Origin of the sequence: Caulobacter endophyticus (genome assembly GCF_003116815.1) — a bacterium.
Classification (GTDB): Bacteria; Pseudomonadota; Alphaproteobacteria; order Caulobacterales; family Caulobacteraceae; genus Caulobacter; species Caulobacter endophyticus.
Genome location: NZ_QDKQ01000076.1, coordinates 42,866 through 56,354, shown reverse-complemented (window position 1 = coordinate 56,354; position 13,489 = coordinate 42,866). Strand labels below are relative to the sequence as shown.

The following is a 13,489-nucleotide window of genomic DNA, read 5'->3' as shown; positions in this document are numbered from 1 at the left end:
CCCCTCCGGCCCTCCGGGCCACCTCCCCCAAGGGGGAGGATCTGATCACCGCCGACCAACAAAAAAGGCCCCGGATCGCTCCGGGGCCTTTCTCGTGTTTCACGTGAAACACCAAGCTTAAGTATTCATGCTCTGGAAGAAATCGCCGTTCGTCTTCGACTGGCGCAGCTTGTCGAGCAGGAACTCGATGGCGTCCGACGCGCCCATCGGGTTGAGGATGCGGCGCAGCACGTAGGTCTTCTGCAGCTGGTCGCGCGGGGTGATGAGCTCTTCCTTGCGGGTGCCCGACTTGAGCACGTCGATGGCCGGGAAGATGCGCTTGTCGGCCACCTTGCGGTCGAGGACGATTTCCGAGTTACCGGTGCCCTTGAACTCTTCGAAGATGACTTCGTCCATGCGGCTTCCGGTGTCGATCAGGGCCGTGGCGATGATCGACAGCGAGCCGCCTTCTTCCACGTTACGCGCGGCGCCGAAGAAGCGCTTGGGGCGCTGCAGGGCGTTGGCGTCGACACCGCCGGTCAGCACCTTGCCCGACGACGGGACGGTGGTGTTGTAGGCGCGGCCCAGACGCGTGACCGAGTCCAGCAGGATGACGACGTCGCGCTTGTGCTCGACCAGGCGCTTGGCCTTTTCGATGACCATTTCGGCGACCTGCACGTGGCGAGTGGCCGGCTCGTCGAAGGTCGAGGCGATGACCTCGCCCTTCACCGTGCGCTGCATGTCGGTGACTTCTTCCGGGCGCTCGTCGATCAGCAGGACGATCAGATAGCACTCGGGGTGGTTGGTCTCGATCGACTTGGCGATGTTCTGCAGCATCACCGTCTTACCCACGCGCGGCGGGGCGACGATCAGGCAGCGCTGGCCTTTGCCGAGCGGGGCTACGATGTCGATGACGCGGCCCGAGCGGTCCTTGATGGTCGGGTCGGGCAGTTCCATGTTCAGGCGCTCTTCAGGATAGAGCGGCGTCAGGTTGTCGAAGTGCACCTTGTGGCGCACGTTGTCGGGGCTTTCGAAGTTGATCTTCGAGACACTGGTCAGGGCGAAATAACGCTCGCCCTCGCGCGGCGAGCGGATCGCGCCCTCGACGCTGTCGCCGGTGCGCAGGCCAAACTTGCGGATCTGCGAGGGCGACACGTAGATGTCGTCCGGACCCGGCAGGTAGTTGGCTTCCGGCGAGCGCAGGAAGCCGAAGCCGTCCTGCAGCACTTCCATGGTGCCCGAACCGAAGATCTCCACGCCTTCCTCGGCGAGGGTCTTCAGGATGGCGAACATCATGTCCTGCTTGCGCATGGAGTTGGCGTTCTCGACCTCGAAGGTCTCGGCGAACGCCAGCAGGTCGGCCGGGGACTTTTCCTTCAGTTCCTGCAGCGACATGCGCGTCAGGCCCATGGCGGCGATGGCCGCCGTGATCTCGGAGTTGTCGTCTTCGTCGCCGGCGTCGCCCTCGATGGCGACCTCAGCGGTTTCCGTCACGATCTCGATGGCGGCCTCTTCCGTGGCTTCCCCAACGGTGTCCACGGGGGCGTCCAGGTCGAGCGGGGCTTGCGGATCGGTTTCTTCAGTCATGCATAGACTCGCGGTCGCCCGGATACGATCCGGGCTTGGATAGAAATTCAGCCGGCTTCAGGCGAAGGCGGCGATGGGGTCGCGCCATGACGACGGCGCGGATCGATCAGGGGAACGGATCATGGGGCGCTCCAGGACGGGCGCGATCCGTGAAAGGCGGGAACGCCACGGTATGACCGCAACGTCTGACCAAGACGGGAACCACAAGGCGGCCCCGGGGTCAAGCGCTACCGATGGGGTCCTGTGGGGCTCTATCGTGCAGCGGGGGATAAGGCGGGGAGAACGCGGGACGTTTCGTCCCCTCCCCGTTAGTTCAGGTACTTGGTCGTCACCGACAGCACGATGACGATGGCCGCCACGAAGGGCAGCTCGTTGGTGGCGCGCCAGAATTTTTCCGAGCGGGTGTTCTGGCCGGCCTCGAACTGTTTGCGGGCCTTCGACAGGAAGCCGTGCCAGCCGAACAGGAAGAACACGCCGGCCAGCTTGGCCAGCATCCAGGGCTTGAGCAGGAAATCCCAACCGCGGATGACTCCGTCGGCCATGATCAGGCCCAGGCCGAAGATCAGGGCGGCGATCATCGCCGGATTGATGATCCCGCGCAGCAGCCGCCGCTCCATGACCTTGAAGGTCGCGTCCATCTCCGAGCCCAGCGTGGCGCCCGTGTGATAGACGTAGAGCCGCGGCAGGTAGAGCATCCCCGCCATCCAGGCGATCACGGCCAGGATGTGCAGGCCGCGGATCAGGTTGAAATGCTCGACCAGGAAGTCGGTCACGCGCGGGCTCCAGAGGCGGTTTTGGGACAGGATCGGTCGCTGCCGCAGACCTGCGGCGCTTCCGAAGAGAGGGCCTCAGTCACGAGAGTCCCCAAACAATCGATGAACGCGGGGGCGACGCCAAGGGCCGGCACGCGGGCATAGATCGACCCGCCGTGCTCGTAGGCCAGTTCGCGATACTCGACGTCCAGCTCGACCAGCGTCTCGATGTGTTCGGACACGAAGGCGATCGGCGTGACCACCAGGGCCAGGCCCGCCTGCGCGGCCGCCTTGACCTCGTCGTCGGTGGACGGGCCGATCCACTTCAGCGGGCCGACCCGGCTCTGGTAGCTGATCTTCCAGTCGACGCCCTCGCCCAGGATATCGCCGAGCCTTTCGACGACCGCGGCGGCCGTGGCCTCGACCTGGCGCTGATAGGGGTCGCCGGCGGTGATCACCTTTTCCGGCAGACCATGGGCCGAAAACAGGATCCGCGCGGGTCTCGGCGAGCCGGCCTTGACGTACTCGGCGCGGATCAGATCCGCGTGCGCCTGCACGAAACCATCGGCGGTCGGATAGCAGCACAGCGTCGTCGTGCGGCCCGGACCCTTGCGATAGGCGCGTCTCCACGCCTTCAGAGACGAAGCGGTCGTGGTCGTCGAATACTGCGGATAGAGCGGCAGCAGCACGACCTCGTCGGGCTTCCAGGCCTTCACCGCCCTCGCCGTCTCGCCGGTCAGCGGATCCCAGTAGCGCATGGCCACGAAGGCCTTGACCGTGTCGCCCGGCAGGCGCTGGGCCAGAACCGCCTCGAGCGCTCGCGCCTGCCTGTCGGTTTCCGGCAGCAGCGGCGAGCCGCCGCCCATCAGGGCGTAGTTGGCGCGCGCCGACTTGGCCCGGGTGGTCGAGATCAGCGCCGCGACCGGATAGCGAACGAAGAACGGCGCTTGGATGATCGCCGGATCTCGAAACAGGTTGAACAGGAACGGCCGCACGGCCGCCTGGCCGTCGGGTCCGCCGAGATTGAACAGGACGACGGCGATCTTTCGCCCGCTGTTGGCTTGGTTCACAGGCCGGTCACCCGCTTCAGCACCTGCTCGACGTGAGCGATCGGCGTGTCGGGCAGGATGCCGTGACCCAGGTTGAAGATATAGGGGCCCTGCCCCCACTGCTGAAGCATCTGCTCCACCCGTTCGTCCAATGCCGCGCCGCCGGCCCGCAGCAGCAGCGGATCAAGGGCGCCCTGGATGGTCTTGGTCTTCTGGATCGCCTGGCCCAGCTTCGCCGAGGCCGAGGTGTCGAGCGCCACGCCGTCCACAGGCACGGCCTGCGCGTAGGCCTCGACGAGCGTTCCGGCCCCGCGGGGGAAGCCGATGAGCGGCACGGTCACGCCCCGCGCCCGCAGGCCCTCGACGATGGCGATGTGGGGCTTGGTCACCAGGCGCTCGAACAGCGGCTCGGAGAGGCCCTCGGCCCAGCTCTCGAACAGCTTCAGCGCCTGGGCGCCGGAAGCGGCCTGCATGGCCAGATAATCGACCGTGGCGTCGACGAGGATCTGGATCAGCCGGTCCAGCTTGTCGGCGTTCTGATAGGCGAAGGTCCGCGCGCCCGAGCGATCGCTGGATCCGCCTTCGATCATGTAGGTCGCCACCGTCCACGGCGCGCCGGCGAAACCGATCAGCGCCTTCGAAGGATCGATATCTGCGCGAACGCGCGAGAGCGTCTCACCGACGGCTTTCAGGGCCTCGCCGGCCTGCTGCGTCCTGTCGGCCATGGCCTCGAGGTCGGGCAGTTCGCCGAGCTTGGGGCCTTCGCCGGCCTCGAACCACACCTTCTGGCCCAGCGCGCCGGGGATCAGCAAAATATCGGCGAAGACGATGGCCGCGTCGTACGGAAAGCGGCGCAGCGGCTGCAGGGTGACCTCGGCGGCTTTCTCTGGATTCAGGCAGAAGCTTATGAAGTCCGGGGCCGTCGCGCGCACGGCGCGATACTCGGGGAGATACCGGCCCGCCTGGCGCATGAACCAGACCGGGGGACGCTCGGCGGTTTCACCGGCCAGCACGGAGAGAAACTTCGGGATCGGAGAGCTCGTCATACCGGCGGTTAAATCCCGGCAAGCCGTTCCACTCAAGTCCGTGCGATCCCGTACCCCTTATTCTTCTTAAAAATAAGAATCTTAGAGAGAGAGGAAGAAGGGGGAGGGCAAGTGCAACACGGGGATAAGTCCGCCCCGGTGGACAACTCCAACAGGCCCTACTCGGTATGCCCCAGCTTGGTGCACATGGGGGTCATACCCTGTGAACTTCGTGGACAAGCTTCCAACCCATCGGATTCCTTACGAAACCCAGACGATGGTGAATGGTAAATTAACCATCCATTAGGACTTTCCACAAGCGCGGGACAACGCTCGGGCACAGGTCCCGGTAGGCAGGTTCAAGCTGGGGATTGTCCGGCGTCAATGAGGCCGTTTATCACAGGGGCGCGGCGCAGCGTCGCGCTGGGGCGCATTTGGCGCCCGCTTGTCCCCAGAAGGCTCCCAGAGTGGTAAAGCAACCCTTAACGGATGATCCACAGGACAGTGCGTCGCCTGAGGCCGATCGCCACACCGCGCGGTTCGCGACCTACTTCCATATCCACCTGGTTTCGGACTCCACGGGCGAGACCTTGAACGCCATGGCGCGGGCGGTCTGTGCACGGTTCACCGATATCCTGCCTATCGAACACATCTATGCGCTGGTGCGTTCCATCCGGCAGCTGGATCGGGCGCTGGAGGAGATCGCCGGGGCGCCGGGGGTGGTCATGCACACCATCATCGACCCCAACCTCCGCTCGGCGCTGGAAGAAGGCTGCCGCAAGCTCGACATGCCGTGCATCGCGGCCCTCGACCCCGTGGTCAGCGCCATGTCGCGCTACCTGGGGGCCAAGATCTCCACGCGCGTGGGCGCGCAGCACGCGCTCAACAACGACTATTTCGACCGCATCGAAGCCCTCGACTACGCCATCGCCCACGATGACGGCCAGGGCGGCCAGGACCTGACCCAGGCCGATGTGATCCTGGTGGGCGTGTCGCGCACGTCCAAGACGCCCACCTGCATCTATCTGGCCCACCGCGGGGTGCGCGCCGCCAATGTGCCGCTGGTGCCGGGCCGTGCGCCGCCCGAGCAGCTGTTCGAGCTGAAGAACACCCTGATCGTGGGCCTGATGACCACGCCCGAGCGGCTGATCCAGATCCGCCGCAACCGACTGCTGTCTCTCAAGGAGAATAGAGAGAGCGATTATATCGACACCGACAGCGTGCGGGCCGAGATCATCGCCGCCCGCCGCCTGTTCGAGAAGAACGGCTGGCCGATCATCGACGTCACCCGCCGCTCTGTGGAAGAGACCGCCGCGGCGATCATCAACCTGCTGTCGGGCGGCCGGGGCCAGGTCGAGGTGCTCGGATGAGCGCCTCCGCCCTCCCCATCGTCCTGGCGTCCACCAGCTGGACCCGCCAGACCATCCTCAGGAACGCCGGCGTGCCGTTCGAGGCCGTGGCCTCGGGTGTGGACGAAGAAGCCGCCAAGGCCGGCCTGCTGGCCGAAGAGGTCACGCCGCGCGACGTGGCCGACGCCCTGGCCGAGATGAAGGCGGTCAAGGTTTCCCACAGGCGCCCCGGCCTCGTGATCGGCTCAGACCAGACCCTGGAGCTGAAGGGCCGGCTGTTCGACAAGGTCGACACCCTGGAAGCCGCACGGGCTCGCCTGCTGGAGTTGCGTGGAGAAATCCACAAGCTGCATTCGGGCGTCGTGGTGGCTCGCGACGGCCAGCCGATCTGGCGGATCGTCGAGACCGCCAAGCTGTCGGTGCGGCCGTTCAGCGAGGCCTGGCTCGACGGCTATCTGGAGCGCAACGGCGAACAGATCCTGTCGTCTGTCGGCTGCTACATGCTGGAGGGTGAAGGCCTGCAGATGTTCGACCGTATAGACGGCGACTACTTCACCATCCTCGGGCTGCCGATGACCGGCCTGCTCGACTTCCTGCGCCTGCACGGAGCCCTCCAGGCATGAGTTTCAAGATTACCGGCCAGGCCCTGGTGGCCGGCGTCTGTGGACAGCCGATCGTCCATTCGATGAGCCCGCTGCTGCATAACGCCTGGCTGGCCGCCGCCGGGATCGACGGCGCCTATGTGCCGATGGGCCCGGCCGAAGAGCGGTTCGAGGCCTTCGTGAACGGCTTTCGGGGCGGCGTGATCCGGGGCCTCAACGTCACCATCCCCTTCAAGGAGAGAGCGCTGGCCTGCGCCGACGAGGCCAGCGACCTGGCGCGGCTGGCCGGGGCGGCCAATCTTCTGCGTTTCCGCGAAGACGGCACGATCTTCGCCGACAACACCGATGGTCCGGGCCTTCTGGGCGCGATCGCCGCCCAGGCGCCGGCCTTCGACGTTTCGGCCGCGCCGGTGGTGATCCTCGGCGCTGGCGGCGCGGCGCGGGGCGCGGCGGCGGCCCTGCTGCTGGCCGGCGCGCCGATGGTGCGCATCGTCAACCGCACGGTCGCCAAGGCCCAGGCCATCGCCAGCGCCCTTGGGGAGAAGGTGACCGCCGCCGGCGAGGACGAGCTTCCCGCCCTGCTGGCCGATGCCGGCCTGGTGATCAACGCAACCTCGCTCGGCCTGGGCGGCGGCGACGGCCCGCCGGCCGACCTGACGCTGACGCCGGAAGGCTGCGTGGTCATGGACATGGTCTACAAGCCGCTGCGCACCGAGTTCCTGGCCCGCGCCGAGGCCGCCGGCCGGCCCACGGTGGACGGCCTGGAAATGCTGCTGCTGCAGGCCGCGCCGTCGTTCGAGGCCTTCTTCGGCCAGGCGCCGCCGACGGACGTCGACGTTCGCGCCGTCGCCCTGGCGCATCTGGGGGAAGGCTCCAAGTGATCATTCTCGGCCTCACCGGCTCCATCGGCATGGGCAAGTCGACCACGGCCAAGATGTTCGAAGCCGAAGGCGCGCCCGTCTACGATTCCGACGCCGCCGTGCACGCGCTCTATGCGGTGGGCGGAGCGGCCGTGGCGCCGGTCGAGGCGGCCTTCCCCGGGGTCGTGGTGGATGGCGCGATCGACCGCGCGCGGCTCAGCGCCCAGGTGGTTGGTGATCCGGAGGCGCTGGAAAAGCTCGAGGCCATCGTTCACCCGTTGGTCGGCGCCCATCGGATCGGCTTCTTCGAGAAGGCCGAAAGGGATGGCCACGATATCGTCGTGCTCGACGTGCCGTTGCTCTTCGAGACCGGCGGCCAGAAGAACGTCCACAAGGTGGTGGTGGTCAGCGCACCCGCAGACGTCCAGCGCGAGCGAGTGCTGGCCCGCCCCGGCATGACGGCCGAAAAGTTCGAAGCGATCCTGGCCCGCCAGCTGCCCGACGCCGAAAAGCGCGCCCGCGCCGACTTCGTGGTGGATACGGGCCGGGGGCTGGACGCCGCCCGCGACCAGGTGCGCGACATCCTGACCCTGTTGAGAACCTCCGCCCAAGCTTGATGCCGGAGTCGAACCGGCCCATTGAAAGGTCATGGCCCGGGAAATCATCCTCGACACCGAAACCACCGGCTTCGATCCGAAGACGGGCGACCGCCTGGTCGAAATCGGCTGCATCGAGGTCGTGGACTACATGCCCACCGGCCGCTCGTTCCACGAATATTGCGACCCGCTGCGCGACATGCCGGCCGAGGCCGAGAAGGTGCACGGCCTCTCGGCCGCCTTCCTGGCCGGCAAGCCGAAGTTCCACGAGATCGCCGACAAGTTCCTGGACTTCGTCGGCGACAGCGTCGTCGTCGCCCACAACGCCTCGTTCGACCGCAGCTTCGTCAATTTCGAGCTGGAGAAGTGCGGCCGCCCGCCGCTGCCGGAAGAGCGCTGGGTCGACACCCTGGCCATGGCCAAGAAGCGCTTCCCGGGCATGTACAACTCGCTCGACGCGCTCTGCAAGCGGTTCAAGATCAGCCTCGACAGCCGCGACAAGCACGGGGCGCTGATCGACTCCCACCTGCTGGCCGAGGTCTATCTCGAACTGCAGGGCGGCAAGGAGCGCGCGCTCGAACTGACCCATGCCGTGGCGGCCACGGCCACCAGCGCCGCCCGCGCCGGCGGCTACGGCGCCCGTCCGCGTCCCCTGCCCTTCCGCTCGACCGAGGCCGAACGCGCCGTGCACGCCGACTGGGTGAAATCGACCCTCAAGGACAAGGCCGTCTGGCTGAAGTTCGACCTGCCGGAACTGGCTTCGCCGCCGGCGGAGTAGCCGGGGAGAAGGTGGAAAAGGGGCGGTCTCGCCTTTAGATCTTCAGATCCGCCGTCACTGGGGCGTGGTCGCTGGGACGTTCCCATTCGCGCACCGTGTCGTGCACCTGGGACGAGACTTTGCCATCGACGATCGCCGCCTCGCGCAGGCCCGGGCTGGCCAGGATGTGGTCCAACCGGAGGCCGCGGTTGGACTTGCGGAAGTCGGCGGCGCGGTAGCTCCACCAGGAAAACAGCTTTTCCGGCTCGGGCGTGGCCAGTCGCGGCAGGTCCAGCAGGTCCATCGACTTGATCATGGCGTCGAAGGCTTCCAGCTCGGCCGGGGTGTGGCTGACCACCTTCAGCATCTGGCGATGGCTCCAGACGTCGTTCTCGCCTGGCGCGATGTTCAGGTCGCCGGTGACGATCAGCGGCGCCTTGGGATCGCGCTTCTTCAGGGCGGCGGTCAGGGTCTCGTAGAAATCAAGCTTGTGGTCGAACTTCGGGTTGGCGACGCGATCGGGCAGATCGCCGCCCGCCGGGATGTAGAAGTTCTGGATCTCGACGCCGGCCACCTTCACGGCCACGCAGCGGGCATGGCCCTCGCGGCAGTTCATCAGGGTGGGCGTGTCCTCGATCGGCAGGCGCGAGGCGATGGCCACGCCGTGCCAGCCCTTCTGACCGGCGATCTTGATGTGCGGGAGGCCCATGGCCTCGAAGGCCTCGCGCGGGAACTCGCCGTCCTGACACTTGATCTCCTGCATGCACAGGACATCGGGGGCCTGCTCGTCGACGAAACGAGCGGCCTGTTCGGCGCGAAGGCGGACGGAATTGACGTTCCAGGTGGCGATACGGAGGCGCATGCCGCTCCCCTACCTGCACCGCACGCCGACCACAAAGAAAAACGCCCGGACACGCGAGGCGTCCGGGCGAAAGTCAGGTCTCTCATGCCGCCGCCGGGAGGGGATAGATCCGGCACGGTTTGCGAAGAGCGGGTCGGGCGCTCATCGCCATGCGTGATAAAAGTGCCACGCAGAAACTTTTAGTCAAGTGAAAAACAGCTTATCTATTGCATGTTGTGAGAATGTCACAAACCGACCGGCTCGCACGGTGTCAGCCGGTGGCCGGCTTGCCGGTGCGGCGGCGCGGATCGGTCAGCACGAACAGCTTGGGATCGATGGCTCCAACCTTCTCCAGGCCCGACAGCCGCACGCGGGTCTGGCCGCCCTTCACGTCACTGATGGTCCAGCCGATCAGCTCGGGTTCGCTGCTGAAGTTCATTTCCAGCCGGCCCAGGGTCTGGCGGCGCGCGTCCTGGGCGACGATCGTGAAGCCGTCGGCCAGCTTGCGCACGCTGGTGATCTTCACGCCGCGATCCAGGCGCACTTCGCGCGCCAGCAGCAAGGCCAGGGGCGTGCGGCTCAGCGGATAGCTTTCGAAGGTCTTCAGGCGACTGTCGAAGATGTTGACGTTGTTGCCGTTGCTGACGACCAGCAGGCCGTTGGGGCCATCGTACTCGAAGCGGGCCTTGCCCGGACGCTGCAGCCACAGGGTGCCCTGGGTGGTCACGCCGCGCGGATCGGTCTGGACGAAGCGGCCCTTGGCGTTGGTCAGGCCCTGGATATAGGCCGTGGCCCTGGCGATCAGCGCCTTGTCCTCGTCCGACAGCTCCTGGGCCAGCGCCGGCATGCCGAAGGCGGCGGCCATCAGGCCCGCGCCGCCGGCGGCGATCAGGGTGCGACGGTTCGTAGTGGTCTGCGTCATGCGAACTCCTTCACCTCCACCTTTGCCCTGTGCGCGCGTCGCGGGAAAGGCCATGGAAGGGCCGTTTTCCGGCGCTGCGATGAAGGGCCGTTCAGGTTGGGGCTGAGAGGAACGCCGCCGGACAGCGGAGGTTTCGCGCAAGGGGCGGGATGAAAGCCGGGATCAGGCCGCCTTCTTGGCGTCCTTGTCCTTCTTGGCCTTCTTTTCCTTTTTCGGCTTGTCGGCCTTTTCGGCCTTGGGCTTCTTGACCTTCGGCTCGGGACGGGGCGCGGTCAGGTCGACAGCGGCCATCTCGGCCAGCAGGTCGAGGAAGCCGTCGCGCTTGCTGGCCTTCAGCAGCGACAGGATGCGGGCGTCGGCGGCGGCCACGCGCGGCAGGCTCTCTTCCAGGATCAGGCGGCCGGCCTCGGTAAGGCGCACGGAGTTGGCGCGGGCGTCCTGTTCCGAACGCTGACGTTCCAGGTGGCCCTTGGCGATCATCCGGGCGACCATGTCGGCCAGGGTCGAGCGGTCGATGCCGGTGGCCTTCACCAGGCCCGTCTGGGTGACGCCCTCATGCTGGGCCACGGCGGCCAGAACCGCGAACTGGCGCTGGGTGATTCCGCCGGCGCCGGTCTCTTCCACATAGATGTCGAGGGCGGTCTGCAGCACCCGGTGCAGCAGGTGGCTGGGCGAGCGGTCCAGCACCCCGACCTCGCGCGTTGCGCCCTTGTCACTCTTGTGCTTGGCCATGTCGTCCGCCCCATTTCCGCTGACGGACGTCCAGCTAGCACGCCAACGCGTCGGTTTGACGACAGATGGTCCGTGGTCGGTAGATGCTTCCCTTTGGGGAGCTGTCGCGAAGCGACTGAGGGGCGTCGCAGGCGGATCAGAAGCCGGCGTCGGGCGGCTCGGGGGTCTTCTGGTCGTCCGGCTTGGCCATGTGCTTCATGATGAAGGGCGTCTGGGTCAGTGAGAAGACGATCGCCAGCGGCAGCAGGGCGATGCGGAACTTCACCCAGGTGGGGGTGTCCTGGGTCAGGCGCACCACTTCGTTGGCGATGGCCGCCAGGGCGAAATAGCCGCCATAGCGCAGGGTCAGGGTCCGCCAGGCGGCGTCCGACATGTGCAGCGCCTCGCCCATCAGCGCCTTCAGCGGCGCGCGGCCCAGGAACACGCCGCCGACCATGAAGGCCGCCAGGGCGCCGTTCACGACGGTGACCTTGATCTTCACGAACACGTCGCTGTGGAAAACGAGGCCCAGCACCCCGAACACCAGGGCCATGACGCCCGAGAACAGCGGCAGCAGGGCCACCCGCCGTTCGACGGCGTAGCCGACGGCCAGGGCCAGGGCCGAGGCGGCGACCAGCACCCAGGTGGCGGTCTGGAAGTTCTTGGTGACGAAATAGGTGACGGCGAAGGCGATCGGCGCGCCGTAGTCGACGGCGGTGCGCACCCAGGCGGACTTCTTCTTGGCTTCGGAGGTGGGCTGCGTCACGGGATCAGTCCTCCAGGCCGACCAGCGAACGCGAGAAGGCGCGCGCGTCGAACGGCTGCAGGTCGTCGACGCCCTCGCCGACGCCGATCAGCTTGATCGGACTGTCGGAGGCGCGGGCGACGGGGATCAGCACGCCGCCGCGGGCGGTGCCGTCCAGCTTGGTCATGACGATGCCCGAAACGCCGACGCTGTTGCCGAACACCTTTTCCTGGGCAAGGGCGTTGCGGCCGACCGTGGCGTCGAGCACCAGCAGGGTCTCGTGCGGGTAGTCGGGATCGACCTTCTTGACCACGCGGATGACCTTCAGGAGCTCGTCCATCAGGCCCTGCTTGTTCTGCAGGCGGCCGGCGGTGTCGATCAGGACGACGTCGTAGCCCTCGGCCTTGGCCCGCTCGACGGCCTCGAAGGCAAGGGCGGCGGCGTCGCTGCCGGTGGGCTTGGACATGAAGTCGGCGCCGGCCCGGTCGGCCCACACCTTCAGCTGCTCGACGGCGGCGGCGCGGAAGGTGTCGCCGGCGGCGATCAGGACGCGGGCGCCTTTCTCGGTCAGGTCGGCGGCGATCTTGCCCAGGGTGGTGGTCTTGCCCGAGCCGTTGACGCCGATGAACAGCACGACATAGGGGCGCGGACCGTCGAGCGGATCGAAGCGGCCTTCGCGGTCGGCCAGCTCGGCGGTGATCAGCTCGGCCAGGGCTTCCTTGACCTCGCGGTCGCTGGAGGCCTTGCCGAAGCGGGCCTTGCCGAAGGCGTCGGTGATGCGGGCGGCGATCTGCGGACCCAGGTCCGCCTCGATCAGCATCTCCTCCAGCGCGTCCAGCTGTTCCTGGTCCAGCGGCTTCTTGGTGAAGGCGCCGGTCACCTGCTCGGTCATCGCCTGCGACGACCGGGTGAGGCCGGCCGTGAGACGCTGGAACCAGCCTTGTTTCTGCGAGGGCTTTTCGCTCATCCGCGCTCCTGTAGCGACCCGGCGGGAAAAGTGAAGAAGAGATTCACGATTCGAGGTTAGCGCGGCGACGGTGGAACGGTTGCGCTTGGGCTCCGACCATGGCGTTTAGAGAACATGGATCCCTTGGCCGCCGCCCTTTTCTGGCTCGACTACGCCGCCGCCGCCGTGTTCGGCGCGACCGGCGCGCTGGCGGCCGCGCGGCGAAAGCACGACATCATCACCTTCGGTTTCTTCGCCGCGATCACCGGCGTGGGCGGCGGCACGCTGCGCGACCTGCTGATCGGCGCGCCTGTGTTCTGGATCCAGCGGCCGGGCTATATCCTGGCCTGCCTGGCCGCGGCCCTGGTGATCTGGCTGCTGGGCCAGCGGGGCTGGCGGTTCCGGGCCCTGCTGTGGCTCGACGCCCTGGGCATGGCCGCCTACGCCGTGGTCGGCACGGCCAAGGCCCTGAGCCTGGGCGTGCATCCCTTCACTTCGGTGATCATGGGCGTGCTCACCACGGCCTTCGGCGGGGTGGTGCGCGACGTGCTGGCGGAGGAGCCGAACCTGCTGCTGCGCCGCGAGATCTACATCACCGCCGCCCTCCTTGGCGCGGCCGTGTTCGCCATCCTGCAGTGGTGGCGCGTGCCGTTCTGGCCGGCCGGGATCGCGGGCTTCACGGCGGCCTTCTGCCTGCGCGCCGGCGCCATCAAGCTGGGCTGGAGCCTGCCGGGGTTCATGGGCGGGGAAGAGAAGAGCCAGTAGCTC

15 protein-coding genes are annotated in these 13,489 nt (G+C 67.0%); 6 read left to right on the top strand and 9 right to left on the bottom strand.

The window, feature by feature from the left end; genetic code table 11:
• Positions 1 to 117: 117 nt before the first annotated feature.
• From rho to hemE, 4 genes are all read right to left on the bottom strand, one after another.
• Entirely contained in the window at positions 118 to 1,566 is a 1,449-nt protein-coding gene (gene rho / locus DDF67_RS23405; RefSeq protein ID WP_109455162.1) for a transcription termination factor Rho, read from the bottom strand.
• Between the two features lie 308 nt (positions 1,567 to 1,874).
• The gene (locus DDF67_RS23400; RefSeq protein ID WP_269845474.1) at positions 1,875 to 2,387 is read right to left on the bottom strand and encodes a CopD family protein; all 513 of its coding nucleotides are present in this window, start codon (positions 2,385 to 2,387) and stop codon (positions 1,875 to 1,877) included.
• Positions 2,336 to 3,388 carry a ferrochelatase gene (hemH, locus tag DDF67_RS23395; RefSeq protein ID WP_109455161.1) on the bottom strand — a complete coding sequence of 351 codons (1,053 nt, stop codon included), beginning with the start codon at positions 3,386 to 3,388 and terminating at the stop codon, positions 2,336 to 2,338. Before hemH ends, DDF67_RS23400 begins: the two co-directional genes overlap by 52 nt.
• Positions 3,385 to 4,413 carry a uroporphyrinogen decarboxylase gene (gene hemE, locus DDF67_RS23390; protein ID WP_109455160.1) on the bottom strand — a complete coding sequence of 343 codons (1,029 nt, stop codon included), beginning with the start codon at positions 4,411 to 4,413 and terminating at the stop codon, positions 3,385 to 3,387. The genes hemH and hemE overlap by 4 nt, the downstream gene beginning before the upstream one ends.
• Before the next feature lie 446 nt (positions 4,414 to 4,859).
• Between hemE and DDF67_RS23385 the strand changes: the two genes are divergently transcribed.
• From DDF67_RS23385 to dnaQ, 5 genes are read left to right on the top strand one after another with little or no spacing between them, the layout of a single operon-like run.
• Positions 4,860 to 5,762, top strand: coding sequence for a pyruvate, water dikinase regulatory protein (locus DDF67_RS23385; protein WP_109455159.1), 903 nt, complete (start codon positions 4,860 to 4,862; stop codon positions 5,760 to 5,762).
• Positions 5,759 to 6,364 carry a Maf family protein gene (locus tag DDF67_RS23380; RefSeq protein ID WP_109455158.1) on the top strand — a complete coding sequence of 202 codons (606 nt, stop codon included), beginning with the start codon at positions 5,759 to 5,761 and terminating at the stop codon, positions 6,362 to 6,364. Before DDF67_RS23385 ends, DDF67_RS23380 begins: the two co-directional genes overlap by 4 nt.
• On the top strand, positions 6,361 to 7,224 hold the full coding sequence (aroE, locus tag DDF67_RS23375) for a shikimate dehydrogenase (RefSeq protein WP_109455157.1): 864 nt from the start codon (positions 6,361 to 6,363) through the stop codon (positions 7,222 to 7,224). The genes DDF67_RS23380 and aroE overlap by 4 nt, the downstream gene beginning before the upstream one ends.
• On the top strand, positions 7,221 to 7,820 hold the full coding sequence (gene coaE, locus DDF67_RS23370) for a dephospho-CoA kinase (protein ID WP_109455156.1): 600 nt from the start codon (positions 7,221 to 7,223) through the stop codon (positions 7,818 to 7,820). Before aroE ends, coaE begins: the two co-directional genes overlap by 4 nt.
• 31 nt (positions 7,821 to 7,851) lie before the next feature.
• The gene (dnaQ, locus tag DDF67_RS23365; protein ID WP_109455155.1) at positions 7,852 to 8,577 is read left to right on the top strand and encodes a DNA polymerase III subunit epsilon; all 726 of its coding nucleotides are present in this window, start codon (positions 7,852 to 7,854) and stop codon (positions 8,575 to 8,577) included.
• Between the two features lie 34 nt (positions 8,578 to 8,611).
• Here the strand turns inward: dnaQ and xth are convergent, their stop codons facing one another.
• The 5 genes from xth to ftsY form a co-directional block, all read right to left on the bottom strand.
• Positions 8,612 to 9,418 (bottom strand): exodeoxyribonuclease III, encoded by an 807-nt coding sequence (gene xth / locus DDF67_RS23360; RefSeq protein ID WP_109455154.1) that lies wholly within the window; start codon positions 9,416 to 9,418, stop codon positions 8,612 to 8,614.
• A 250-nt stretch (positions 9,419 to 9,668) separates the two neighbouring features.
• Complete coding sequence (locus DDF67_RS23355; protein ID WP_109455153.1) at positions 9,669 to 10,319, bottom strand: outer-membrane lipoprotein carrier protein LolA; 651 nt, start codon at positions 10,317 to 10,319, stop codon at positions 9,669 to 9,671.
• 162 nt (positions 10,320 to 10,481) lie between these two features.
• Positions 10,482 to 11,051, bottom strand: coding sequence for a MarR family winged helix-turn-helix transcriptional regulator (locus DDF67_RS23350; protein ID WP_109455152.1), 570 nt, complete (start codon positions 11,049 to 11,051; stop codon positions 10,482 to 10,484).
• Positions 11,052 to 11,187: 136 nt separating this feature from the next.
• A complete protein-coding gene (locus DDF67_RS23345; RefSeq protein WP_199229320.1) occupies positions 11,188 to 11,796 on the bottom strand; it encodes an inner membrane-spanning protein YciB in 609 nt (202 codons plus the stop codon).
• A gap of 4 nt (positions 11,797 to 11,800) precedes the next feature.
• Entirely contained in the window at positions 11,801 to 12,742 is a 942-nt protein-coding gene (gene ftsY, locus DDF67_RS23340) for a signal recognition particle-docking protein FtsY (RefSeq protein ID WP_109455151.1), read from the bottom strand.
• A gap of 114 nt (positions 12,743 to 12,856) precedes the next feature.
• Here ftsY and DDF67_RS23335 point away from each other — a divergent pair, with 114 nt between their 5' ends.
• A complete protein-coding gene (locus tag DDF67_RS23335) occupies positions 12,857 to 13,486 on the top strand; it encodes a trimeric intracellular cation channel family protein (protein ID WP_109455150.1) in 630 nt (209 codons plus the stop codon).
• The last annotated feature ends 3 nt before the right edge of the window (positions 13,487 to 13,489 follow it).